This window comes from Paenibacillus sp. FSL K6-1122 (genome assembly GCF_037977015.1).
GTDB lineage: Bacteria > Bacillota > Bacilli > Paenibacillales > Paenibacillaceae > Paenibacillus > Paenibacillus amylolyticus.
Genome location: NZ_CP150272.1, coordinates 4691494 through 4717064 on the forward strand (window position 1 = coordinate 4691494; position 25571 = coordinate 4717064).

Sequence of the window (25571 nt, forward strand, 5' to 3'; positions counted from 1 at the left end):
CATATTATTAGACGCTTGGAACCGGGAAAAGTTGCTAAAAAGTTAAGAGGAGAATTGTAAACTTTTAATAGAAGGAAAATACTATGAAAATAGTTATCTATCAATTATCTTTTTGGCATTCATATCCCAAAATTAACCAATAGAAAATTCCAACAAAAAAATCTCTCCAGGAGATGGTCAATCAGCACCATATCGCAGAGAGATGTAAGGATTAAATAGGTCTAGCGCAAACGGACAGGCAGACTTCCTGTTGGCTGCAGTCCACCGGTTAACACATGGGACAGTACCCGAACAACTGCAGGTGTATTCTCATACGTACACACATAACTTCCCGGCCTCGAAATCTCCAGCAGATCATATGGATTGCGCAGAGCAATTACAATCAGCGAATGATTTTCACTAAGCTTTTCAACCAAAAACTGTTGCCCTTTCGGAAGATGACCTGCCGATGTGTACGTACATACGATAACTTGTTCACTATCTGACACATCAGCCAATATCCGATCTGTTTCATCATAAGTGGGCTGCGTTGTAATTTTGTGCTCACGAACTCTGCCTCGCAGCTGCGATAACGCCATACCCAACGATTCTGTATGGGACCATGGTTCATCCACCTCTGTCCGTTGCACAACCTCAGGCCAGATGACATATACGCCCTTCTCTGGGTCCAACGGCAACAGCCCATCATTATGAACGATGGTAATACTGCTTGAAGCAATCTTGAACAACGTCAATTCGTTGGGCTCAGTGGGTTTAGTGCAATCAACAGGTTCAACATCGGTTGCTTCGACCGTTTCACTCGCTTTCGGCGAAACCAGATGATCATTCTGCTGGCCACAGCGCTTTTTTTTCCATGTCATAATGCGTTCAACCGCCTGATGAATAACCTCTTCCGAGATCCGGCCCGTTCGAACTGCTTCCACAATGGCTTCCAGCGCAGCAACCTGATCTTGCAAGGTATGACTCACCAGAATCAGATCTGCTCCTGCCTCCACAGCACGAATAGCAGCTTCAGCTACCCCATAGGGTTTGGATATTGCATGCATTTCAAGACAGTCTGTAATAATAATGCCTTCAAAACCCATTTCCTCACGTAGCAGACCCGTTAACACCTTATGTGACAACGTAGCCGGAATGGGCTCGGGCTCAATCGAAGGGAACATCACATGAGCTGTCATAATAGCATCAACTCCGGCCTCAATCGCCTTACGGAACGGTAACAACTCCATCTGTTCCAGCCTGTTTCGATCATGAGGTACCGTAACCATACCAAGATGAGAATCTACAGCGGTATCTCCATGTCCAGGAAAATGTTTGGCAGTAGCAGCTATGCCCTGTGATTGATATCCGGTGATGGCTGCTACGCCATGAGCGGCCACACTTTCAGCATGTTCACCATACGAACGCACACCGATAACCGGGTTAAGCGGGTTGTTATTCACGTCGACCACTGGCGCAAGGTTCATATCAATACCGATGTTTTTTAACTCACGACCCAGAATTTGAGCACACTCCAGAGTATATTCCGCATTGCCTGTCGCACCAAGCGCCATATTACCCGGCACTTGGGTCATTCCCTCTTGGTCAATCCGTGCAACCATGCCACCTTCCTGGTCCACCGAAATCATGAGTGGTAGAGCCCCTGCTTCAGCAGCCATCTCTTGCAGTTCGGCGGATAGCCGTGTCAATTGATCTACACTTTCGACATTACGCCGGAAATAAATGACACCCCCGACGTGATAGTCACGGATTAAACGAGTAATCTGTTCATCTGCGTGCTGACTGTGAAATCCACACATCAACAATTGTCCTACCTTTTGCTCCAATGTCAGATCATTCAAGGGTTTCATTCGACCTCTCCTCCCGTTTCCCTTGGTACTACAAACCCAATTGTTTACTCTGCCTGTACTCTGAGGGTTTCATGTGAAAGTGTTTATGAAACACCTTGGAGAAGTAACGGCGCTCCTTGAACCCTGTTGCTTCCCCAATCGCTGTTATGCTCCATTCGGTTGTACTCAACAATAAAGCGGCACTTTCCATCCGTTTCTGCGTCATATATTCCACAAAAGTAACACCCATTTGGGTTTTAAATAGCTGGCAAAAGTATCCCGGGCTGATTCCAAGCCAATCTGAGACTTCATCTATTCCCAAGTCCTGTTGCAGCCGTGCGTCCATATACTCACATGCAGAGAGGATCAGTTCCGATACAGAAGGACGTGGTTGCGTTTGTTTGCCCTGAGAGGCATGGGTAACGACCTCTGCAAGTTCAAGGAGTTCCCTCATGGATACAGCTCCTTGCAGTGCATTCCAAAAGTTCACTTCGTGCTCTTCAGCGAGGGCCTGTATTTCACGCAGTTCCCGAAGCATGTGTACAAGCATAAACCGAAGATTGGTTTCATCTATCCTGTTGAAGGATTGTCCTGAATTTCCCATTTGCTGTTTAAGCCGCTCCAATACATCACATAACCCCTGCTTGTTCCCTTGACGAATCCACCGAGTAACAAGCTCCAGATCTTCTCTTGTAATCCATGAGTTAGCCCCTTTGGAGGCCGTATGATCATACGATAAGGTGGTTTCGGGACAACTCGCCTTCAGCACCTTGTCTTCACTCTCCGAATGGGACATCAGTATTTTTTGACAATGCCGGTATCGCTCCAGAATTTCACTTTCCAGGTTCACGGGCACAGCACCCTGAACAACCCTGACCTTCACACTTGAATCCAAGGACAATATCGCATTTAATTCGAGACACAGTTGATGGGCCAGTTCCTCTGAGCGACGTTTCCACTCACCTGATGCCTCCAGCAAGATGCACCACTCCCCTTTGCGAGTCGAAAGAATCTGACAGTCCCCCTCAATTCTCTCTGCTACTTCCCTAAGTCTGGAACTTAAGGTCTCATGCCATCGTTGGTGCTGAAGCTCGGACCAGCCGATAGAATGGCGAAAATAACCGACCGCATCCACCAGCAGCAACGTATACGGTGTAGCAGTTGTTATGAATTCAGGAACAGAGGCAGGATAGGCAACCTTCAACGGTGCTTCTCCTCGCAACAGGTCAATCAACTGTTTGTGTCTGATCCAGCTTTCCATCTCTTGGCTGCGATAACGTTGCGATTCGTTTTCCAGACGTCTCTTCTGGATCTGTCCGGCAAGTTCACGCAGTTTATGTTCCAGATTCAAATAATCAATGGGCTTACATATGTATTCATGTACGTTATACTTGATAGCAGTTCGAGCATATTCAAACTGCTGATACCCGGTCAGCAAAATAATCTCACACGTTTCACCCTGCTCTCGCAGCAAACGAATAAGTTCCAATCCATCCATAGACGGCATTCGAATATCACACAAGAGAATGTCCGGATGACTTTCTGTTACTTTCCCCAGCGCTTCTACACCACTTCTCGCTGTACCTGTGATTTCAATCCCCATCTCTTCCCAGGGTAAAATGTAGTTCAGATTCTCCAGAATCGGCAGCTCATCGTCGACCAGCATTGCAGTCAGATTCATCCGGCTTCCTCCTGCTCATATAATGGAATGATGCATCGAATAACTGTGCCATACCCCGGTGCTGAACATATAAATATGCCATACCCGGCCCCGTATTGAATACGAATTCGATCTGCCACACTTCGTAATCCCAATCCCCTGCGTTCCGTTATGGACGATAATGATTCCGCCCCTTCCGCGAGCATATCTTCCGGTGGATCTTCTGCCATATACTCAAATCGTGCGAGCATTTCCTGGGGAATACCGATCCCATTATCCTCAACACATAACACCAGATGACCCCGTTCTGCATATGCGCTTATCCGCAGTACACCTGGATAGGTGATCCCCTCAAACCCATGTTGAATGCTATTTTCCACCAGAGGCTGAAGGGTAAGCTTAAGCAGAATTGAGCTGTATAGATGGGGTGGAATGTCAATCTCATAGGTGAACAAATCACTGAACCTGTACTGTTGAATCTCCAGATAACTCTGCAAATGTCTTATTTCCTCACCCAGCGGAATCTCCTCCTGATCCTGAATGCTGATACGAAGCATATTGCCAAGTCTGGTCACCATCTCGCTTACTTTACGGCCCTCCCCACGCAGCGCTAATCCATTAATGGATTCCAATGTGTTAAACAGAAAATGAGGTTTGATCTGGGCCTGTAATACACGTAGTTCCGCTTGGGCCTTCTGCTCTTGCTCTGCACGAACACGACGGAATAATCCCCCGATCCGATCCAATAGTTCATTGAACCCTTGCGCAAGCAGCTGCATTTCATCGAACCCTTTTCCTTCCACCCTTGCATTAAAATCACCATCATCCACACGACGCATAAACCTTACAAGTACAGCAATGTTACCCGTAATGCGATTCATGAAAAAAAGATTAAAGATCATCGCTGCGAGCAGACATGACAGAATAATGATGACAGACCAACCTGCAAAGGCATTGGTTTCCGCAGATAAGGCTTCCCATGAAGTCACACTGACGAGACTCCAGTTATAGTTCTTCAGATGATATTGTGAAATGATGCTCTCCTTGCCGTCAAAGACCGTTCTGACGCTACTAAAGCCAGGACCGTAACGGCTGGATTCAGCACCAAGGTTTTGCATGTTCTCACCGTTATAGATCCCTGCAGGATCATAGACAATGAGCCCTTCTTCGTTAATTAACAGGAACGACGTATCCTGTGCCGAATCGCTGATTTGCAGGTGACGGAAGATCCGGTCGATCTCTCCTTTTTTGATCTGAACAACAAGCACGCCGATATTTTGAAAATAACTGAGTTCTTTGACCAGTCTGATCTGGGTGAAGACAGGTTCTACCCCGGTTAATTCGGGATATTCCAGAGGTGCGAGCCATTTGGGCACACCATTAAGTTGCTGAATTTCGTTAAATAAGGGATGCACTTTGAATTGTTGAAAAGGAAGGGCTTGAAAATTTTCTTTAGTGAAGATGGAGACAATCTGGTTGTTCTCGGACGAACGCAAATCATATAAAAAGGCATAACTGATGAACGGATAATTATATAGAAGGGAACGGAAATTGCGCTGGCTGGCATTCAGGGATAACTGATTACCGGTTCCCAGATCCTGCTTGGTCGGATCTTTGGCATTCAACGCCATTTGAAAAACCGATGTCGCTATCCCGTTGTCGGTCACATTATTAATCTGCTGAAATACATTCTCGATATTGTAGCTGATGGCCTGAAGCGCATATTCGGCCTGTTGATTGTATTTTTTCTCAATCGTATGTGATGTGACCAGAAACATGCCAATGCCCAGCGCACACATCGGTACAATAATCAGCAGCAGAAATGCCAAGGCCAGCTTCATTCGCAAGTTCATATCCCGTTCTCCCTATTCACTGGTTCATGGTATTAACCTTTGACACCACCTGCAGTTACTCCTTCTATAATTTTCTCCTGGAGTATAGCGTAGATCACAAGTACAGGTACAACGCTGTATACAATACCTGCCGACATCTGAGCATAGTTCATCTGATATTGATCCCGAAACTGGACCATGCCCACTGGCAGCGTACGCAATTTATCGGTGGATAAAAAATAGTTGGCGAGCAAAAATTCGTTCCAGTTGCCGAGGAAATTAACGATAAAAACCGTAACAATGGCTGGAACTGTAAGAGGTATCACTATTTTAGCAAAGATACCCGGGGCCCTCAAGCCGTCCATGACCGCCGCTTCCTCAATCTCCCCAGGCAGAGAACGCATAAAAGCCGCCAGGATAATAATTGTAAAGGGGATCGCATTGGCCACATAGGGCACGATCAATGCCAGATGTGTATCCAATATGCCCATTTTGCGTACAAGCAGATAAATCGGCAGCATAAGTGCATTGTTAGGAATAAGCATACCCGCCAGAATCAGGCTGTACAGAAACAGGCTCCATCTCCGGTGTCTCATCCGGGTTACGGCAAAAGCAAACATGGCACCGAGCGCAATCGTACACGCCGATGATAAAATCGAAATGTACAGGCTGTTCCAGAAATACGTGCCAATCTTGGCATTCACCCAGGCCTCCACGTAATTGTTAAACTCCCATGTTGTAGGCAAACCGAATGGATTCAGGGCGATTTCATTGTTATCCTGCTTGAAGGAAGAGAAAATTACAAATAAAAAGGGAAACAAAATCGCGATCAAATACAACATTAACAACACATGAGGTATACTGCTTTTTATGCTTTTCGCCATCAATATTCCACCTTCTCGCCCCGCCTCGCCACCAGCAGTTGATACACCACAGTGAGCACAAGCGTCAGAGCAAAGATCAGCACTGCAATGGTATTGCCATAACCATATTTGAAGTTGGTAATTGCATATTTGATCATATATGTCGCCAGAACCTCGGTGGACCCAGCGGGCCCACCTTTGGTCATGACAATCACGATGTCGGCTGCTTTCATGGCACCTGCGATGGACAACATGATCACCACCGAAATGATCGGCCGGATCAGCGGCAACGTAATTCGCATTGCACGTTGTACCGCCGTTGCCCCATCAATTGCAGCCGCTTCATCCAGATCACGGGGAATCGCCAGTATGGCCGCCAGCACCATGACAATGTAAAATCCCGTCCACTGCCAGGCATTGGTCACCAAGATGGACAACATGGCAAATCGGTTATCCGATAACCAGTAGATTGGATTGATTCCCAGCACATGAAGCATTTTGTTTAATAGCCCGATATTCGGTTCATAGATGAATCCCCATAAAATACCGATAACGGCTGTCGACATGATGGATGGTAAAAAAACAGCGGTTTTATACAGACCTTTCAGCCTTTTCACATTGGCAATCAGAAGCGAAAACAGGACGATTAGGGGTACCTGAATCAGTACCGAAAATCCGATGAAAAATCCGTTATTCCGTGTGGAAATCCAAAAACGTTCATCGGTCAGTGCCTTTACATAATTGGATAAACCCACAAAACGTGGCTCAGCCGATACCCCATTCCAACTCGTCAGACTGTAATACAGGGAGCTACCAATAGGGTATAGAAAGAACATTACAAACAGAATTAGGGCTGGCATTACAAACAACGTATAGATTAACGGGCTGCGGAGTGAAGTATTCATGGTCAGCCTCCTTCAGTCACTTCAACGATCGCAGTTTCAACTTGAATTCGTTTATTCCACTGAGGCGTTTGCTTCCTCTTGCACCTTTTGCAACTCTTCTGCCATTTTCTCTGGGGTGGTCTGCCCACCAATCAACTTCTGAATCTGCAGATTGCTGATCTCTGTCGTCACATCGGCCTGAACAAGTGCATCAAATGCCGGGAACGACGTCTTGGACGCATTAAGCACAGCCACAATTTCTTTCATCAGATCATCGGTAATGCTATCGGTCAGCACTTTCTCGTCCAACTTCATGGCAGGCAACACACCGTCTTCCACAAGGCCGCGGATCTGCATATCTTCATTGTAGAAATTTTTGATAAAAGCTTTCACTGCGTCCAGCTTCTGCGGGTCATCCGCCACTGCTGCCGAGAATCCGTATCCATTGTTCACATCCCGCATCAAAGACGTCTGATCGCCTGCTCCGTTCTCTACCGGAGGCATATTGAAGAATCCAACCTTGCCAATGAGCGATTCACCGCTCTGACCTTCCTTAAATACAGATGATTTCCATGTTCCGTCATACATTAATACCACTTCTCCACTTGTAAATTGCGTGGTATATTCGGCATACTCAAAGCCCAGTTCACCTTTTTTGAAATAACCCTTATCCACCCATTCCTTATGTTTGGCAAAACCTTGCACAACACCCGGATCGGTCCACTTCGCTTCACCTGTTGCAAACTTTGCGGTAATCTCCGGCCCGGCATACCGGGACCACAGATGGTTGGTTAACATAAGCGGCACCCAGCCCGCCTTAGATGCGGAAGCAAGCGGCACTTTGCCATCAGCCTTGATCTCAGCCAGTATATTGTCCAGTTCAGCCATGGTAGTTGGGGCTTTCCATCCTTTTTGTTCGAAGTACTCTTTATTATAGAAAAAACCTTCGCCCGAACCGCCAATCGGCAGTCCATATACTTTGCCTTCATACGTAAACGGTTCAAGGGATGTAAACTGGTCTTGAATGCCCAGCTCTTGCAAGATCGGAGTCAGATCAAGCAGCATACCTTCCTTGGCATAAACTTTGGAATCCGGGCTACCGAACAGTTCAAATATATCCGGCGGGTTACCGGCGGCCATCTCTCCGCGAAGCTTTTCCTTACGATTCACATCGGATTCGACGCCATCCAGCGTAAAGGTCAGATTGGGTACCTCTCCCTCCACTTTGTCCACAACATCCTGCAGAATGGCCAGTCTTTTCTGTTTGTCGGCTCCCACCTGCGTGTGGCGGAGAAGCATTTCAACCGGTTCCTTACTTGTTTCCTCCACAGGTGTATTGCCTGCGCCTTGCTGTGGCTCGTTACTTGAGCTTGCACATCCCGCCAAAGTCCATGAAGTGATAAGCAATAATGAAAGCAGTAATGTCATTCTTTTTTTCATCTGGTTGACCCTCCTCAAGATATTGAGCATTTGGCTTTACACTCTGATTATAAAAAGCCGGAGCTTACATCGTAAGGATGACAATTCATCAATGGAGGGATAAAATCCTTCACTGGACCCATAATCTTGCATTTACAATGGATAACAGCAAAAAAAAAGCCCCTGCGAAACATGTTCGCAAGGACTGCTTGGGTTGAAATATAAGTTGAACTTAAAAATAATTACACTTGCCACTCCGATGACAGAACAACCTTCCGATCGCTGTTATCCCCAGATTATTTTTAATTCACTTTTACAAAGGTGAAAATCTGGGGATAGCATATGCTTCCGATGTAGCTTTCTTGCAGAAAGCTTTTAGGCGAACGCTCCGCTTCTCCAGCTTATTTCTGTCCTCTACGTTCTCGTGTAAATAGTTAGTTCAAATTATAAGGTCTTGTAAATAACGGTAGTTACTTACCTGAACAAGCCATGCCAGCCGTTTCCTGGCGACCTTGTTCGATCAGGCGATACGCCCGCTCCACTTCTTCTTCACTTGGTGAAGGAACTCCATCCAGTGGATATACTTTACCGAGCGCCTCCCATTTGTAGATCCCCATCTGATGGTATGGAAGAATTTCGAACTTCTCGACGCCATTTAATGTTCCAATAAACCGTCCGAGGTTAAGCAAATCCTCTTCCTCGTTATGAATGCCAGGCACATACACGTGGCGTATCCACATTTTCCGACCTTGCTCCGATAACCACTTGGCCGTTTTCAACGTTCTCTCGTTGGATTTGCCTGTCAACTTGATATGTTTCTCATCATCAATATGTTTGAGGTCCAGCAGAACCAGGTCTGTGTGATCCAGGAGATCGTGAATCCGTTCCGGTTCGTTAAATCCGTTGCTGTCCAGTGTCGTATGCAATCCCCAGCGCCGCTTCACTTCCTTGAAGATTTCGGCTACAAAGTGAGCCTGTAACGTTGGTTCTCCACCAGATATCGTGAGCCCGCCTCCGGAGCTGCGGTAGTAAGACAGGTAAGGCTCAATTTCAGCCAGTACCTCCTCAAGCGTCATTTCTTTTCCACCATCCAGCGCCCAAGTATCAGGGTTGTGGCAATATTGACATTTGAGTAGACATCCTTGCATAAAAAGCACAAAGCGGATGCCTGGGCCGTCAACCGTCCCGAAAGTTTCGAGTGAATGAATATGTCCGTTAACCATGCTGCCTCTTCCTTTCTGTATCCGCATCCGCTGTGCGTTTAATATGATTTGGAATACCTTGCTCTAGCGGTCTTCTACTAGCAAATTACTTACATCGAGCCATGGAACGTACGGTTGATGACATCCAACTGTTGTTCACGAGTCAATTTAATGAAGTTAACGGCATATCCGGATACCCGTATAGTCAGTTGTGGATAGCTTTCCGGGTGATCCATCGCATCAATCAATTGCTGACGATCAAATACGTTAACGTTCAGGTGATGAGCGTTTTGACCGAAGTAACCATCCATCATCGCAGTCAGATTGGATTTACGTGTAGTCTCCTCTTTACCCAATGCTTTTGGCACGATGGAGAAGGTATTGGAAATCCCGTCAAGACTGTGTTCATAAGGCAATTTGGCTACCGAGCCAAGGGATGCCAGTGCACCTTTTTTGTCACGACCATGCATTGGGTTTGCACCTGGAGCAAATGGTTCACCTGCTTTACGACCATCCGGTGTAGTCCCTGTTTTCTTACCATATACCACGTTGGAAGTGATCGTCAGAACGGATTGTGTTGGAACTGCGTTACGGTAAGCTTTGTGCTTGCGAATCATGCCCATAAAGTTCTCGACCAGTTCAACAGCAATGCTGTCTACGCTGTCTTCATTGTTACCGTAACAAGGGAAGTCTCCTTCGATTTCGAAATCAACAGCGATGCCTTGTTCGTTACGAATTGGTTTTACTTTGGCATATTTGATCGCACTCAGTGAATCTGCTGTAACCGACAGACCAGCGATACCGCAAGCCATCGTACGTACAATGTCACGGTCATGCAATGCCATTTCGATACGCTCATAGCTGTATTTATCGTGCATGTAGTGAATGACGTTGAGGGTGTTCATATACAGCTTAGCCAGCCACTCCATCATTGGTTTGAAGCGTTTCATAACCTCATTGTAATCCAGCACTTCGCTAGTAATGGCAGGATACTCAGGTCCAACTTGTGCTCCGGATTTCTCGTCACGACCACCGTTGATCGCATACAGGAGAGCTTTTGCCAGGTTGGCACGAGCGCCGAAGAATTGCATTTGTTTCCCGATCTTCATCGCCGACACACAGCAAGCAATACCGTAATCGTCACCGTAGATCGGACGCATCAGATCATCATTTTCATACTGGATTGAGCTGGTTTCGATGGATACTTTACTGCAATAATCTTTGAAAGCTTCTGGAAGTTTCGTTGACCAGAGAACAGTCAGGTTCGGTTCTGGTGCAGGACCCAGGTTGTGCAGCGTATGCAGGAAACGGAAGCTGTTTTTGGTTACACGCGTTTCACCATTCACGGACATACCACCGATGGACTCAGTCACCCATGTTGGATCTCCACTGAATAGTTCGTTGTAATCCGGTGTACGCAGGAATTTGACAATCCGCAGTTTCATTACAAAATGGTCAACTAATTCCTGAGCCTGTTCTTCGGACAAAATGCCCTCTTGCAGGTCACGTTCAATGTAGATATCCAGGAAAGAAGATACACGTCCCAGTGACATCGCAGCACCGTTTTGTTCTTTGATCGCAGCGAGATAACCGAAGTACAACCATTGGAACGCTTCTTTTGCTGTTGTCGCTGGCAAGGAAATATCGAACCCGTGCATATCGCCCAATTGTTTCAATTCTTGCAATGCACGAATCTGTTCAGACAATTCTTCCCGCAAACGAATGACATCTTCATCAATAACATCAACTTCGAGTGCATTCAGTTCGCCTTTTTTGTTACGAATCAGGAAGTCTACCCCGTACAAAGCTACACGACGATAGTCACCGATGATCCGGCCACGGCCGTAAGCATCTGGCAGACCTGTAATAATTCCTGCTTTACGCGCTGCACGCATGTCGGAAGTATAAGCATCGAATACACCCTGGTTGTGTGTTTTGCGAATGTTTGTAAATATATCAATGACGCCCTGTGGCATTTCAAAGCCATATGCCTCACATGCGTCAATCATCATGCGAATTCCGCCTGTTGGTTGAATGGAACGTTTGAACGGAGCATCGGTCTGAACGCCGACAATCTGCTCTTTGGATTGATCCAGATAACCGGGTTGGTGAGAAATAATAGTACCTGGTGTGTTCACGTCAACGTCAAGGACACCGCCGTTATCCCGTTCTTTTTTGGTCAGATCAGATACGATCTCCCACAATTCTTTGGTATTCTGGGTTGCACCTGCGAGAAATGCTTCGTCACCGTAATACGGAGACAAGTTGTGTGCCAGAAAATCATTCACATCTACGGATTTGGTCCATGTTCCTTTGGTAAAGTTTCTCCAGCCTGTTTGTTGTTTGACATCTTTTTCAATCACCGACATCGTAATCCCTCCACTAATTTGGATTTCTGGACACATAACATCTTGCTTCATTCGTAGCATTGTGTGCCCAGAGCCGCGATTAATGTGAATTGTTTCACATAAACCGGAACATGTTCTCTCTACTTGGGAACCGGAACCGCGGGATGAATGTTTTTCTTACATTTTCAGTATACGACTTGGGGCTTTCATCATCTGTGATTTTTGTCACAAAGCCAGTGAACTAACTCACTCCACCTGCGCTGTGTCCCATTGAACCCTCTTTAGTTTCACACTTAGTCACTGCGCGGGCAGAACAACTTCCGATCGCTGTTATCCCCGGATTTTTTCAATTTTATATTTCAAAGGGGAAAATCCGGGGATAAAGGCGAACGCTCCGCTTCTTCAGTTTTTTCTGCCCACTCCGTTATTGTGTGAACATCTGGCTCAAACAGCCACATCACGGATTCCGTGTAACCTCTATAGAACCCTTTTGCTCCTCTACGCTCGGAGCAAACCAAATCTTAGAATAAATCCTGAAAAACAGGTGCTTCGCTCTTCTGTTTTTCTGCCCACTCCGTTATTGTGTGAACATCTGGCTCAAACAGCCACATCACGGATTCCGTGTAACCTCTATAGAACCCTTTGCTCCTCTATGCTCGGAGCAGCAAATCAAATCTTAGAAAAAATCCTGAAAAACAGATGCTCGCTCTTCTGTTTTTCTGCCCACTCCGTTATTGTGTGAACATCTGGCTCAAACAGCCACATCACGGATTACGTGTAACCTCTCTAGAACCCTTTTGCTCCTCTATGCTCGGAGCAAATCAAATCTTAGAATAAATCCTGAAAAACAGATGCTCGCTCTTCTGTTTTTCTGCCCTCTCGTTATTGTGTGAAAGACGGCAATCGGGGCTCCCCTCTCGGGGAACCCTGATCTTCTTGCCGTAAAGCACGCTTTGTTCTAAATTTATTATTCAAACTTTCCGTAGAAAGCGTTGCGGTATACATCAGCCAGTTCAGTTACCAGCGGCAACTTCGGATTGGCGGTTGTACATTGGTCTTCGAAGGCACGGTCTGCCAGATAATCGACATGTGCTTCAAAGTCTTTGGCATCGAATCCGATCTCTTGGAACGATTCTTCAATACCCAAGATTTTGTTCAGGTTACGGATGGCATTGATAAGACTGGTTACCCCTTCTTCTGTCGTGCGAGCAGGCAATCCCAAGATACGGGCAATTTCGGCATACCGCTCATCCGCTACAAAGTGCGAATATTTCGGGAACGATGCAAATTTGGTCGGTTTTTTCGCGTTGTAACGAATGACGTGTGGCATCAGAATGGCATTGGTGCGTCCGTGTGCGGTGTGATACTGACCGCCCCATTTGTGCGCCAAGCTGTGGTTAATGCCCAGGAATGCGTTGGCAAACGCCATACCTGCAATCGTGGAAGCATTATGCATTTTCTCACGTGCCAGTTTATCACCTTGCAGCGCAGATTGCTCCAGGTATTGGAACACCAGTTGGATTGCTTTGATCGCAAGTCCATCCGTGTAATCATTTGCCATAACAGATACATAAGCTTCAATCGCATGCGTCAGTACGTCCATTCCTGTGTCGGCAACCGCTGTTCTAGGCAGGGAATATACGAATTCTGGATCGACAATCGCTACGTCTGGAGTCAGCTCATAGTCGGCCAATGGATATTTGGTGTTACCTTGATTTTTATCTGTGATAACCGCGAACGATGTCACTTCAGAACCTGTACCCGATGTGGTTGGGATCGCTACAAATTTCGCTTTTACGCCGAGACGTGGATATTTGTAGATCCGTTTGCGGATATCCATGAATTTTTGTTTCAGATCGTTGAAGTCCGTGTCCGGATATTCATAGAACAACCACATGGCTTTGGCAGCATCCATCGGTGATCCACCGCCGAGTGCGATAATGCAGTCTGGTTGGAAGCGGCGCATCATTTCGGTTCCGCGATCTACCGTTGTTGTGGATGGATCTGGCTCAACATCGGAGAATACTTCGATGGCTACCGGCATTTGGCGTTGACGCAGATAGTGTTCTACCTTTTCAACATATCCAAGCTTCACCATCATGGCATCCGTAATAATCGCCACACGTGTGATGTCAGGCATTTTGGCAAGATACTGCGTTGCCCCTTTTTCGAAGTAGACTTTGTTCGGCACTTTGAACCATTGCATATTCACGGTACGGCGAGCCACCCTTTTCACATTGATTAAGTTCACAGCGGTTACGTTGGAAGAAGTCGAGTTACGTCCGTATGATCCGCATCCCAGTGTCAATGACGGCATGTTTGTGTTGTAGATATCCCCGATGGCACCATGTGTGGATGGTGAGTTCACAATAATCCGTCCAGTTTGCAAACGATCTGCGAATTTGCCGATCACTTCTTCATTTGTGGAGTGGATAACCGAGGAGTGACCCATGCCGCCAAAAGCAACCACTTCTGCTGCACGTTCAATGCCCTCTGCTGCCGTTTTAACTTTGTAACAAGCCAGTACCGGGCTTAATTTCTCAGCCGACAATGGGAATTTGGTACCTACCCCTTCAATCTCGGCCACGAGAATTTTGGTGCCTGCTGGAACTTCAATACCGCACAATTTCGCAATGCTTACCGCAGATTGACCAACAATCGCCGGGTTCACCGCACATTTCTCGGTATTAATCGCACCTGCTGTCAATTTTGCTGCTTCATCTTTGTTAACAAAGTAACAGCCATTTGCAATCATTTTTTTCTTCACTTGATCAAAGATCGGTTCTTCAATGATGACCGCTTGCTCGGAAGCACAGATCATGCCGTTATCGAAAGACTTGGACAGGATCAAATCCGTTACTGCCTGATTGATATCCGCGCTTTTCTCGATAAAGCAAGGTACGTTACCCGGTCCTACGCCCAGTGCAGGTTTACCACAGCTGTACGCTGCACGTACCATGCCTGATCCGCCTGTTGCCAGAATGAGAGCCACATCATTGTGATTCATCAGTTCGTTTGTACGATCCATGGAAGGATCATCAATCCACTGAATGCAATCTGCTGGTGCACCATGTTTCACAGCCGCTTCCAGCAGGATTTTGGCAGCTTCCCGGCTACAATTCTGTGCAGATGGGTGAAAACCAAAGATGATCGGGTTACGCGTCTTGATGGAAATTAATGCTTTAAACATCGTCGTTGATGTTGGGTTGGTAACTGGTGTAATACCCATGATGATGCCGACCGGCTCCGCAATTTTCTGGAAGCTTTCATACTCGTTATCTTCAATCACACCTACGGTTTTATCGTACTTGATACTGTGGTACACATATTCTGTTGCAAATATATTTTTGGTGATTTTATCCTCATATACTCCGCGGCCTGTTTCTTCTACGGCCATCTTGGCGAGCATCATGTGTTTATCCAGACCCGCAAGCGCCATTGCTTGCACAATCCGGTCAATCTGCTTCTGGTCCATCTTCATGAATGCGGCGTGTGCTTTATTCGCTTTGTCGATTAACGTTTGAATATACTGACCTGCTGTCGGTTCTTTTGCTGGGGCGACTTCGTTCTTTACAGCCATCTCCCTCATCCTCCTAAAGGTTCGTATTAGTTTGTCTCTCTCGTTTACATTCACATCGTAACATGACAATAAACTTAATTATGTGATTTTTTTCACAAAGTATAACAAATTTAATTTAAGTTTTGTAGTGTCCTTCATACGACCATTTTCACTTCCTATTTAAAATATAGGGCTGTAAAATTCATCCTCTCCATTAAAAGTGAATTTTATCACAATGTTTGAAATTTCGTCATTTTTGCCCCCTTTCCTTCCCCCTCAAACGGTAAGATTAGGTATATACTGAACTTAAAAATTGAACCACCGCAATTTGTACCGTCCTTCCTCCCGGCCGAGATGACCCTGATCAGGACGGCAACGGTTTGCGGCGAACCTCGGAGGCTACTGCTTACTACAGAAGGTCGTCCGATGGACATAAAGGGGAGATAGACTTATGAGAGAACTAACAACTGTACTGGAAAAGCGCGGTAATACTAACTGTTTCTCGGAAGCAAATTTCAACCATCTGCTGGTTACCATGAAAGATAGAACCTATCCGGAAGGTACACATCTGTACTGGGAAGGCGACATCTCTGACAAACTTTATTATATGAAACGGGGCCGTGCCCAGATCACCAAATCCACGGATGAAGGCAAGGAACTGATCATGTACATGTATCAATCCGGTGATATGATTGGGCAGGCTGATCCCTTCTTTGGCTCTAAACACAGCTTCTCAGCGGAAGTATTGGAGGACAGTGAGATCGGTGTACTGGAACATAAAGACCTGGAAATGTTAATCTGCCAGCATTGTGACTTCGCGATCGATTTTATGAAATGGATGGGCATCCACCACCGGTTGACACAGACCAAATTCCGGGATCTTATGTTATATGGCAAACCGGGTGCACTTTGCTCCACCCTCATTCGGTTGTCGAATTCGTATGGTGAGCCTCATGGAGAGCATGTCATTATTCACAAAAAAATTACCCACACGGACCTGTCCAATATGATTGGAGCCACTCGTGAAAGTGTAAACCGCATGTTAAGCGACCTGCGTAAGAAAGACGGGATTGAATATGACAATGGCATGATTGTCATCAAAGATCTGAAGATGCTACAAGGAATCTGTCACTGTGAGCTTTGCCCGAACGAGATCTGTCGTATTTAATATTTGACTATGCTGAACGGATCTTGTTTATATATTTAATGAAAAAAAGCCCAGTTCTCTAAAAAGAGATTGGGCTTCTTGGTATACTTAGGATGCATTGGTCAATTCAAGCTTTACCGCATCACGTGGATTTAATTTCATGTCCAGACCATTTTCCATTAATTCTTTGTCATTCACCATAATGACCCACCGCTCATTCATACGAGGCGTGACATTTTCGACCGAAACGACAAATTTGTTGTTCTCCGACATTCTTACAATGCCGCTGGACTTCAACACATCGCGAACTGTGCACTCTTGAACGTAGACACCGGCATATTGACGATTAAGGGTTGGCATAATGTTCCCACCGCTAACCTTGAGTAACGTTGTCTGATATGCAACGCCATCCCCCCCACTGTCAGCGGCTTTCACGTAAATGATCACTTCATCTTTGGCATGAAGCTCCATGTCCCAATCTTCCTGTTCAATATCCTTGCCGTTTAATTTGACAGCCCAGCTCAGCGAAGAATCCAGAGAAACTTCACCCACGGATTGAATCCGCTTGCCATCTGCCGTAAAATCAACCAGTCCGCTATTGAGTAATGCTTTTTTGAGTGTCAAACCCTCACTAAAATCTCGCTTAATGGACTTTGTTGCATCAGGCAAAAACGTACTGCCATCTACAGCCACTGTGATTGTATTCGCTGTTTCTGTCTCTTTGACAATTGGCTGCTCAGAAGGCTGAGTCTCACTACAACCAGCCAAGATCGCCAGTAGGAGCAAACATACACCTATGTAACCGGGGATTTTCTTCATCATGTAGGTAACACCACCCTGCGTAAAATCATTCACCCTGTTGTCCATAACCTCTATTATGGCACAACTTTCGGCAAAAAAAAGTGTCAAAGCCGTTACTTTTATAGGGTACCGCCTCCAAATAAGGCTTGTACAAGAAAGAGAGCCTGCACACAGGCTCTCCAATCTATATCATTTTTATGTTCTAATTGGTTACGTTATCATTGGACACTAGCCTGCATGTATGTCCGTCCTCCATCGCCATCTTTCAGATATGGATTAAGCCCGAAGAACTGCTCCTCAGATACGTATACACCTGTCAGCAATCGCCCTTCAAGCAATCCACCGTCAACCTGCACGCAACATGAAGGTGCGTCTACATACTCCTGATACAACGGAATCTGCCCATATTGTTGATGGACCTTAAATACCTTGCCTTGCTCATGCAAAGGCCGTTCCGAGAAATAGGTAGGCACAATATAACGGGCAATGACATCCAGCTCCTGCACGCTATAAAAGGGTTCATCACCAAGCCATGGCGCAAACATTCGAATCTTCTCATATTGAGACCAGACAACCGCCTGAATCAGCATTTCTGCCTGAACCAACCGACCTTCTCCCACATCTAAAGCCAATTGCTTACCACGGATAGTTTCTTCCATCTGAGACATCGTTGAATCAGGTTGTCCCAGCTCACATCCGATACACTTCCAGCCCCTGGACGTTTGAATCCATTTTTGCAGCACCGCCGGAGCTAATTTCAGACCATCGCTGTTCACAGAATGCGTATTCACTTCGGCAAGATCATCCTTAACCGAACGGGAATATGCTGTGCGCTTAAACAACTCTGCAGCTTTTTTGTAAATGAGATGGACCTGAATGGATGCGCTCTCAAGTTCTGCAATATCTTTTTTGCCGTAGCGTACTTCACGGGATAAGCTTTCTTCTCTCATGACAAGTGGGCCTCCTTCGCTCCGGCCGTCTGTGGCCATTTTCTATAGATTATACTACAACTCATGACAACATGTGCATAGCCCAAGAGAAAAACGCCGATCAACATAGTACTTAAGACAAAAACCCCTGATTTCCACAGAAATCAGGAGTCTATGTCATTCATGCAACAAAAGTGGGTGATATTGCTTATGCGTTAGTCAACCCACTGCTCAGCCCAGTCTTGAATTTGATTCATGACAGGCTGGAGCGCTCTACCTTTATCCGTCAGTTCATATTCAATACGAACTGGCGTCTCGGGATAGACGTGACGAACCAGAATACCTTCACTCTCCAGATCTTTCATCCGTTCGGATAACATCTTATCACTCATGGATGGAATCAGATTGGAGATATCCTTGAATCGCTTCGAACCACTCATCAATGTTTGAATAATTAAACCATTCCAGCGCTTGCCCAAAAAAGAAAACGCCGTCTCAAAACGCGGACACATCCGCAAGTCTTGACCTTCCACATTAATCACCTCTTTAGAGATCACTCAAATCAACTTACATTTTGTTAGTATATTTCATAATAACATATTTAAGCTTCAAAGAAAACGCCTGCAACTAAAAAGTTTAAATTTTAGAAGCATATCATCCAAAATGGATCATACATCCCAGTATACATTACACGCTACGTCGTCACCATGGGAAATATCGTATAACTTCCCCATAGTACTATCTTACCCAAAAAGAACCCAGCTGCCACAGTCATCAATGACTCGGAGAAGGGTTCTTTTTGAATAAAACTTATAATTTCCATTACACGATTGAGTTAGTGAATTAGACCAGCACGCCACCAAATGGTCTTACAGGTTCGCTCTTGCCAAATTCCGGCTTAAAGCTGCGGGCAGGATATGCCCATTTCACTGCGTTGCTGATCACTCTTAATATTTCCGGTTTGTAATAGGTCGGATACGTCTCATGACCTGGTCGGAAATAAAAGATTTTACCTTCACCACGCCGGAACGTACATCCGCTCCGGAATACTTCCCCACCCTGGAAGTTGCTCACAAACACCAGTTCATCCGGTACTGGAATATCGAAGAATTCACCGTACATCTCTTCTTTTTCCAATACAATCTTGCCTTCGATGCCATCCGCAATCGGATGAGATGGGTTAACACACCATACAATTTCCTGCTCGTCAGCTACACGCCACTTCAGATCGCAGCTTGTTCCCATCAGCGCTTTGAATGGTTTGGAGAAATGACCTGAATGGAGCACAATCATTCCCATCCCGTTCAGCACTCGCTGCGCAACCTTCTGTGAGATCTCATCGCTTACGCGATCATGTGCCATATGTCCCCACCATATGAGCACATCTGTGGAATTCAGCACTTCATCACTTAATCCATGTTCAGGCTGATCCAGTGTAGCTGTACGAATAGCAAAGCCTTCGCCGCCAAGTCCGTCAGCCAGTGCTCGATGCAGACCATCCGGGTAGACTTCCCTTACTTCATCGTGAATTTTCTCATGGACAAATTCATTCCAAATGGTGACGTTGATCATATTCAATTTCCCCCTAGTGTAGCTCTAAACCCACCACATATCGCCCAGCGGTTCTTCGATTAATACTTGCTGGAGATTTTGCACAGCTTTAGAGAATCCTTCTTCAACCGACATCAGACCGTCTTCGTGTTCAATACTTACTACATAATCATATCCGACCAGACGCAAGGCACTCATAATGTCTGCCCATGTCTTGTTATCATGTCCATAACCAACCGAGCGGAACTGCCAAGCCCGATCCAGCATATTGGTATAGTCCTGCATATCCGTTACACCGTGTTTGTTCACGTTGACCGGATCAATCGTTGTATCTTTTGCATGGAAGTGATGGATGGCTCCTTCACGTCCCAGGATGTGAATTGCCTGAACCGGATCAATACCTTGCCACCACATGTGACTTGGGTCCAGATTGGCTCCGATCACTTCACCTGCTGCTTCACGCAGTCTCAGCAAGGTTGCTGGTGTATGAACGGAGAATCCACCGTGCAGCTCCAATCCAACTTTTACGTTACGATCTGCTGCAAATTTACCCCACTCTGTCCAGTAAGGGATAACTTTGTTCTCCCACTGCCACTTCAGGATTTCCTGGAAATCATTCGGCCATGGTGCAACAGGCCAGTTCGGATATTTGGCATCCTCATGGTCTCCCGGACAACCGGAGAATGTATTCACTACAGGTACTTCCAGCTTCTCAGCCAGTTCTACCGTTTTAACAAAATCATCGTGAAATCCTTTGGCAATATCCTTTTGCGGATGTAGCGGGTTACCATGACAGCTGAGTGCACTGATCGTCAAACCACGTGATTCCACTGCATTTTTGAAATTTTTCAATGCTGTAGGATTACTTAACAACTCATCTGGCTTACAATGTGCATTGCCTGGATGTCCACCTGTTCCGATCTCTACTGCTTTTAATCCCTTGGATGCTACATAATCAAGAGCATCCTCCAATTTACGTCCTCCGAATAGTACCAAAAATACGCCGAGTTTCAAGTGCGATTCCTCCCTGGATTAGATATCGTATGATTGCTGAATTCATGAATATTGAACTGTATACAATTACCGTTCAGATCACATGCCTGTTTGATTAGTGTGGAAAATCGAGAGTGTTTCTATCCTGAAATTGAACGTAAGAATACTGGTTATTCTGCTTCACTCGTAAGAGCATCAAGCTTCGAACACTTATTGCTCAGACTAGTGGGATTCCACGGTTTCAATCTCAGTTTGAACTGTGCGAGTTACTGCAAAAGAATCATAGCTGCTTTCCAGATGTATGTGCTTGCCTTCAAGTGAAGAACGCTGGAATGAATGCATGGCTTCCAGTACGTGATAAGCAAGCTTGCCACTGGCTTTGTGTTCCCGTCCGGCACGAATGGATTCAACCATTTCCGTTACGCCGATGCCTCGTTCGTTTTGTCCACTTTCGAAGACTGGTTTGACCGTCTCCCAAGTGTCTTGACCGTATCTGCGAACCTTCACTTCCCCGTTAAAATAATTGGGGTCCGGTACACTAAGCGTACCTTCTGTACCATAGATTTCAATACGTGGCAGATCCGAAGCTCCACGAATATCAAAACTGGTGATCATGGTTGCAATGGCACCCTCTGCAAAATCAATGGTTCCTGCCAAGTGGGTAGGCGTCTCTACTTGCAGTGCTGTGCCTTCCTTCGGCCCAGAGCCAATCTTGCGATCTGCAATCTGTATGCCTGCCGAGGCGCTGATTCTGCGTATCGGTCCAAGCAGCGTAATCAGAGCGGTCAGGTAGTAAGGTCCCATATCAAACATCGGTCCGCCACCTGCGACATAAAAGAACTCCGGATTAGGATGCCAAGCTTCTGGTCCTCCACCCATAAAGAATGAAGTCGCTGCAACCGGCTTGCCAATGAGCCCATCCTCAATGGCTTTACGAGCTGTCTGTATGCCTGAACCAAGGAAGGTATCCGGTGCAGAACCAACATACAATCCCTTTTCCTCAGCCAACTCAACAACCTTGCGACCATCCTCAAGAGAAATTGCCAGCGGCTTCTCGGCATACACATGTTTGCCTGCTTCGAGTGCAGCCAGATCGGTCATGGCATGACTGCCAGGAACCGTAAGGTTCAACACAAATTCAATTTCGTTATTTTGCAGCAACTCATCTACATTGTAAACGTTTGCGATATTAAATTCATCTGCCCGTTCCTGAGCGCGTTCACGAATCAAATCCGCAACAGCCACGACTTCAATGACCGGGTTGTTTTTGAGATTTTCCAAGTAGATGGCGCTGATGTTACCACACCCGATGATGCCTGCTTTCATTTTCTCCACTGTGATGTTCATCTCCTTACGCATGGTGAAAATCTGCGTTTGAATGGTTGAGATACATATGTTTTGTTGGATGTTTCCTGTTCCTTAAATCTAATACTATGGTATTCCGTTTCAGCTTCAATTAAAATGAATAATATGATTGAAACATGAACTATCTGGTCATAATTTTCAAATTGCAAGGAGTATGCCCATGCCGACAGATCAAACCTGCCAAGTTCTTACAGCAGGCTTTTCATTTCATCGAAAACCCTACGCTATGGTGCAGCCTGAAGGGGTGAAGAACTACCTGTTAAGACTGCAAACAGACGGACGTTGCCGTGCACGCATAGACGGGGACATGTCCCTGGTGGATGCGGGCGATCTGCTTCTTTTTGATCCTGACGAACCCTATGAGCTGAGAATAGACAATGAAACCAATCCGATGGGAGAACGACTGGTGGAGAGTGGTGACTATCACATCTTCTTTAATGGTTCCTGGGTGGATGAGTGGTGGAAACGGCACAAACGGCCGACCCGGATCAAAGTCGAACTGACGGAAAGTCTCTTGGTCCTGTTTCGACAGCTCGTACTGGAGCAGCGCCGCATCTCCAATCCTTATCCGGAAATTTCAAGTTATTATATGCGAATTTTATGTCTCGAAGTGGATCGTCTGCTCGCGGAGCATCCGACGATAACCAACACCAATTATGTGGCTTATGAGATCAAAAACTACATTGAAGAAAACGCTTCCTCTTTATTCAAGCTCGATGATGTGGCAACACATATTGGTATCAGTGTCTCACGGGGTGTTCATCTCTTCAAAGAAGCGTTTGGTAAAAGCATCATGCAATACACGCTTGACGTACGGCTGAATATGGCCAGGGAACGGATTATTTTCAGTCCAATGACCCTGGAGCAAGTGTCTGAGTCTTCCGGCTTTAACAACTATACCTATTTTCATCGGGTATTCCGTTCCCGGTTCGGCATGTCTCCGAAGGAATTCCGCGTCATTCACCGGGAACAGATGTAATCATACCAGTATACGTAAGTTGAACTTATTTGCGCGCGGCTATGGCCTCGGATACAACCATCGCCAGATCTTCATTGCCAAACATGGACAACACGCCAAGTACCGTATCATCCGGGATCTCACCGGCTTCCTCCTTGGATACAATCAGCTTCTGCACCTGCTGCAAACGCTCGTTGCTCTGCTGATTCGGGTAGGCTTGCCGGTACATCTCTTCCGGGTCCAAACCATTATTGACACACCACTGGGCAAATACGAGGATCATCATCTCTTCTTCCTGTTTATAGGTTTCTACAACAGCTTCCTCGATCTGTTTATTACGTTCCTTTTCATATTCATCCATGACTTGTATCCTCCGTATGTGTATTCTGCTCTTATTTGCGAATCAATTGTTCCGCCAGTTCATGACTGTCCATGACATGACTTGCACTGATCAGGCAATCATCAGGTGATTCCAGACAAGCCAGGAAATTATCAACTGCTCCGCTAAAACCTCTGCGTGTTAACACGGTGTCCCAGCTCCCGAACGTTTCTTTGGTTTCCAGACTCCCCTGTTCCATGCAGCTGATCGTGTCCATGTTCACCACTTCAACAGATCGTCCACCACCATGCAATTCAATCTTCTCCAGATCTGCTCCAGCTTCACGCACCATATCGAATCGACCGTAGGCTGTTCTGCCCAGCTTAGCCGTTCCGGTTGCATGCAGCAGTCTGTCCAGATCATTCTTCCGAATCCATTGATGAAGCAACTCCACATTATGATCCGAGTACCACAACATCAGATCCAGTATATGGATGAGATCATCATAGATGGTTTCTGCCGCAGGACGATCCTGAATGCCTGTACGATGTTTGGTCACTGTCAGAGACTCGAAGCCTTTTCCAGCCTGCATCCATTCTTTCGCTTTTTGGTACATCGGTGCGAATCTGCGGTTGAAGCCCACTGCCAGCAACAGCCCTTGTGCCTCGGCAAAAGCAGTCATCTCTTCCGACTCCCGAATCGTATAGGATAACGGCTTGTCTACGTACACGGCTAATCCCTGTTCCAGACATTGCATGACAATGTCAAAGTGCGCTTCCGTTGCTGTATGTACAAACACCGCATCCAAGTCCCAGGACAACAGTTCTTTCAGATCCGTTGTTCCCCGTTCTAATCGATACGCCTCCTGAACGGCTTTGACCGGCTCCGGAGATCGGTTCATAATGCCTACAATCTCCACGTTCGGATGAGCTGTTAACAGCGGCAAATATACTTTACGTGCAATATCGCCGAGGCCGATAATTGCAACTCGTTTACGTTGGGTTGTTTCCATGATGATCATTCCACCTTCAGTTCGGTTCTATATTTCCACGTCCTATAGTGTAACCCTTCGGACAGCAACTTGCCAGTGATTGCAGCACACTTCGCACGAATTGTTCAGACAATGGGCGAACGTGGTAAACTTAGGAGGAACAGCAGTACAGATCGGGACACGACCAGACCTGCCTGATCTGAAAGGAGCGTTTGGGATTTTGCGAAAATGGTTATGGCTTCTGTTATATGTTTTACTTGCAGGAGTCACGTTTATTTACAGATATGAACTGCTGGCCTGGACAGATCTTCATCAGTCCATTCCGCTGTTACTCGCCATGGCAACATTGTTTGCTCTTGTGCCTGTAATTCCTTATAAGTTTGTTATTATCGCCTTTGGTTACAGTTACGGTACCACCACGGCAGCCTGGATATGCTGGCTTGGCACCACACTTGCAGCCATGCTCGTGTATGGCGGAGCAAGAACCATCTTCAGACATCAGGCGAGATCGTACCTCGAACGTATTCGGGGTCTGAACCGTTTTACCACATGGATGGAAGCACATCCGTTCATGGGTGTCATGTCGATGCGACTGTTGCCGATCGTGCCTCAGATGGCCGTTAATATCTACGCAGGTATAACGTACACGCCATTCTGGGTCTTCATGCTTGCCACGGCCATTGGGAAAATGCCAGCGATTTTTGTATTTGCCTATGCAGGTGCACAAGCTGAAACCTCAATCTGGTTGAGCTTGGCCATCCTTGCCGGATATCTGGTGTTCATGGCCATTGTATTGCTCTTATTTCGCTTTCGGTCACGCAACAAAGCCTGAATTCAGAATTAGCAAACCGTTCAGATTCAGCTTGTTTTCATTCCGGCTTGGTTGGCTTGCCAATTCAGGATATAATAGAAGAGCAAGCC

The 25571-nt window shown here is 46.2% G+C and carries 20 protein-coding genes; 3 read left to right on the forward strand and 17 right to left on the reverse strand.

Going from position 1 to position 25571, the window contains the following annotated elements:
* Positions 1–221: 221 nt before the first annotated feature.
* The 9 genes from nagZ to adhE form a co-directional block, all read right to left on the reverse strand.
* Positions 222–1850 (reverse strand): beta-N-acetylhexosaminidase, encoded by a 1629-nt coding sequence (nagZ, locus tag NSQ20_RS21125; RefSeq protein ID WP_036674971.1) that lies wholly within the window; start codon positions 1848–1850, stop codon positions 222–224.
* A gap of 28 nt (positions 1851–1878) precedes the next feature.
* On the reverse strand, positions 1879–3510 hold the full coding sequence (locus NSQ20_RS21130; RefSeq protein ID WP_047843637.1) for a response regulator: 1632 nt from the start codon (positions 3508–3510) through the stop codon (positions 1879–1881).
* Entirely contained in the window at positions 3507–5342 is a 1836-nt protein-coding gene (locus NSQ20_RS21135; RefSeq protein WP_036674969.1) for a sensor histidine kinase, read from the reverse strand. Before NSQ20_RS21135 ends, NSQ20_RS21130 begins: the two co-directional genes overlap by 4 nt.
* A 32-nt stretch (positions 5343–5374) precedes the next feature.
* Positions 5375–6205, reverse strand: a complete 831-nt coding sequence (locus NSQ20_RS21140; protein ID WP_076327972.1) for a carbohydrate ABC transporter permease — start codon at positions 6203–6205, stop codon at positions 5375–5377.
* Positions 6205–7089 (reverse strand): sugar ABC transporter permease, encoded by an 885-nt coding sequence (locus tag NSQ20_RS21145; protein WP_076327973.1) that lies wholly within the window; start codon positions 7087–7089, stop codon positions 6205–6207. The genes NSQ20_RS21140 and NSQ20_RS21145 overlap by 1 nt, the downstream gene beginning before the upstream one ends.
* A gap of 51 nt (positions 7090–7140) precedes the next feature.
* A complete protein-coding gene (locus NSQ20_RS21150) occupies positions 7141–8508 on the reverse strand; it encodes an extracellular solute-binding protein (protein WP_076327974.1) in 1368 nt (455 codons plus the stop codon).
* Positions 8509–8957: 449 nt separating this feature from the next.
* Positions 8958–9710, reverse strand: coding sequence for a pyruvate formate-lyase-activating protein (gene pflA, locus NSQ20_RS21155; RefSeq protein ID WP_036614436.1), 753 nt, complete (start codon positions 9708–9710; stop codon positions 8958–8960).
* Positions 9711–9799: 89 nt separating this feature from the next.
* Positions 9800–12058, reverse strand: coding sequence for a formate C-acetyltransferase (pflB, locus tag NSQ20_RS21160; protein ID WP_076327975.1), 2259 nt, complete (start codon positions 12056–12058; stop codon positions 9800–9802).
* Between the two features lie 946 nt (positions 12059–13004).
* Positions 13005–15617 (reverse strand): bifunctional acetaldehyde-CoA/alcohol dehydrogenase, encoded by a 2613-nt coding sequence (gene adhE, locus NSQ20_RS21165; protein WP_076250984.1) that lies wholly within the window; start codon positions 15615–15617, stop codon positions 13005–13007.
* Between the two features lie 430 nt (positions 15618–16047).
* Between adhE and NSQ20_RS21170 the strand changes: the two genes are divergently transcribed.
* Positions 16048–16764, forward strand: a complete 717-nt coding sequence (locus NSQ20_RS21170; protein WP_036614443.1) for a Crp/Fnr family transcriptional regulator — start codon at positions 16048–16050, stop codon at positions 16762–16764.
* An 87-nt stretch (positions 16765–16851) separates the two neighbouring features.
* Here the strand turns inward: NSQ20_RS21170 and NSQ20_RS21175 are convergent, their stop codons facing one another.
* The 6 genes from NSQ20_RS21175 to NSQ20_RS21200 all read right to left on the reverse strand — a co-directional run bounded on the left by NSQ20_RS21175 (position 16852) and on the right by NSQ20_RS21200 (position 22352).
* Complete coding sequence (locus tag NSQ20_RS21175) at positions 16852–17565, reverse strand: hypothetical protein (RefSeq protein WP_017687552.1); 714 nt, start codon at positions 17563–17565, stop codon at positions 16852–16854.
* A gap of 197 nt (positions 17566–17762) precedes the next feature.
* Complete coding sequence (locus tag NSQ20_RS21180; protein ID WP_340030815.1) at positions 17763–18494, reverse strand: hypothetical protein; 732 nt, start codon at positions 18492–18494, stop codon at positions 17763–17765.
* A gap of 194 nt (positions 18495–18688) precedes the next feature.
* Positions 18689–18985: a helix-turn-helix domain-containing protein gene (locus NSQ20_RS21185; protein WP_074096966.1), complete on the reverse strand. Its 297-nt coding sequence runs from the start codon at positions 18983–18985 to the stop codon at positions 18689–18691.
* Positions 18986–19316: 331 nt separating this feature from the next.
* Positions 19317–20045 carry a trehalose utilization protein ThuA gene (locus NSQ20_RS21190; RefSeq protein ID WP_017687549.1) on the reverse strand — a complete coding sequence of 243 codons (729 nt, stop codon included), beginning with the start codon at positions 20043–20045 and terminating at the stop codon, positions 19317–19319.
* Between the two features lie 24 nt (positions 20046–20069).
* On the reverse strand, positions 20070–21038 hold the full coding sequence (locus NSQ20_RS21195; RefSeq protein ID WP_036674961.1) for a sugar phosphate isomerase/epimerase: 969 nt from the start codon (positions 21036–21038) through the stop codon (positions 20070–20072).
* 201 nt (positions 21039–21239) lie between these two features.
* Positions 21240–22352, reverse strand: coding sequence for a Gfo/Idh/MocA family oxidoreductase (locus NSQ20_RS21200; RefSeq protein WP_340030816.1), 1113 nt, complete (start codon positions 22350–22352; stop codon positions 21240–21242).
* A gap of 190 nt (positions 22353–22542) precedes the next feature.
* Between NSQ20_RS21200 and NSQ20_RS21205 the strand changes: the two genes are divergently transcribed.
* The gene (locus tag NSQ20_RS21205) at positions 22543–23361 is read left to right on the forward strand and encodes an AraC family transcriptional regulator (protein WP_036674960.1); all 819 of its coding nucleotides are present in this window, start codon (positions 22543–22545) and stop codon (positions 23359–23361) included.
* 25 nt (positions 23362–23386) lie between these two features.
* Here NSQ20_RS21205 and NSQ20_RS21210 read toward each other — a convergent pair whose 3' ends face one another.
* Together NSQ20_RS21210 and NSQ20_RS21215 are read right to left on the reverse strand one after the other, a co-directional pair.
* Positions 23387–23701: a hypothetical protein gene (locus NSQ20_RS21210; protein ID WP_036614451.1), complete on the reverse strand. Its 315-nt coding sequence runs from the start codon at positions 23699–23701 to the stop codon at positions 23387–23389.
* 31 nt (positions 23702–23732) lie between these two features.
* Positions 23733–24671 carry a Gfo/Idh/MocA family oxidoreductase gene (locus NSQ20_RS21215; protein ID WP_340030817.1) on the reverse strand — a complete coding sequence of 313 codons (939 nt, stop codon included), beginning with the start codon at positions 24669–24671 and terminating at the stop codon, positions 23733–23735.
* A gap of 199 nt (positions 24672–24870) precedes the next feature.
* On the opposite strand from NSQ20_RS21215, the gene NSQ20_RS21220 reads away from it, so the two are divergent.
* The gene (locus NSQ20_RS21220; protein ID WP_036614914.1) at positions 24871–25482 is read left to right on the forward strand and encodes a VTT domain-containing protein; all 612 of its coding nucleotides are present in this window, start codon (positions 24871–24873) and stop codon (positions 25480–25482) included.
* The last annotated feature ends 89 nt before the right edge of the window (positions 25483–25571 follow it).

Bases quoted from the DNA above. Each gene is read 5' to 3' on its own strand.
- NSQ20_RS21150 (WP_076327974.1), bottom strand. From the start codon at position 8,508: ATGAAAAAAAGAATGACATTACTGCTTTCATTATTGCTTATCACTTCA.
- pflB (WP_076327975.1), bottom strand. From the start codon at position 12,058: ATGTCGGTGATTGAAAAAGATGTCAAACAACAAACAGGCTGGAGAAAC.
- NSQ20_RS21210 (WP_036614451.1), bottom strand. From the start codon at position 23,701: ATGGATGAATATGAAAAGGAACGTAATAAACAGATCGAGGAAGCTGTT.
- NSQ20_RS21145 (WP_076327973.1), bottom strand. From the start codon at position 7,089: ATGAATACTTCACTCCGCAGCCCGTTAATCTATACGTTGTTTGTAATG.
- NSQ20_RS21175 (WP_017687552.1), bottom strand. From the start codon at position 17,565: ATGATGAAGAAAATCCCCGGTTACATAGGTGTATGTTTGCTCCTACTG.
- nagZ (WP_036674971.1), bottom strand. From the start codon at position 1,850: ATGAAACCCTTGAATGATCTGACATTGGAGCAAAAGGTAGGACAATTG.
- NSQ20_RS21180 (WP_340030815.1), bottom strand. From the start codon at position 18,494: ATGAGAGAAGAAAGCTTATCCCGTGAAGTACGCTACGGCAAAAAAGAT.
- pflA (WP_036614436.1), bottom strand. From the start codon at position 9,710: ATGGTTAACGGACATATTCATTCACTCGAAACTTTCGGGACGGTTGAC.
- NSQ20_RS21205 (WP_036674960.1), top strand. From the start codon at position 22,543: ATGCCGACAGATCAAACCTGCCAAGTTCTTACAGCAGGCTTTTCATTT.
- NSQ20_RS21185 (WP_074096966.1), bottom strand. From the start codon at position 18,985: ATGTGTCCGCGTTTTGAGACGGCGTTTTCTTTTTTGGGCAAGCGCTGG.
- adhE (WP_076250984.1), bottom strand. From the start codon at position 15,617: ATGGCTGTAAAGAACGAAGTCGCCCCAGCAAAAGAACCGACAGCAGGT.
- NSQ20_RS21170 (WP_036614443.1), top strand. From the start codon at position 16,048: ATGAGAGAACTAACAACTGTACTGGAAAAGCGCGGTAATACTAACTGT.
- NSQ20_RS21130 (WP_047843637.1), bottom strand. From the start codon at position 3,510: ATGAATCTGACTGCAATGCTGGTCGACGATGAGCTGCCGATTCTGGAG.
- NSQ20_RS21190 (WP_017687549.1), bottom strand. From the start codon at position 20,045: ATGATCAACGTCACCATTTGGAATGAATTTGTCCATGAGAAAATTCAC.
- NSQ20_RS21135 (WP_036674969.1), bottom strand. From the start codon at position 5,342: ATGAACTTGCGAATGAAGCTGGCCTTGGCATTTCTGCTGCTGATTATT.
- NSQ20_RS21215 (WP_340030817.1), bottom strand. From the start codon at position 24,671: ATGGAAACAACCCAACGTAAACGAGTTGCAATTATCGGCCTCGGCGAT.
- NSQ20_RS21140 (WP_076327972.1), bottom strand. From the start codon at position 6,205: ATGGCGAAAAGCATAAAAAGCAGTATACCTCATGTGTTGTTAATGTTG.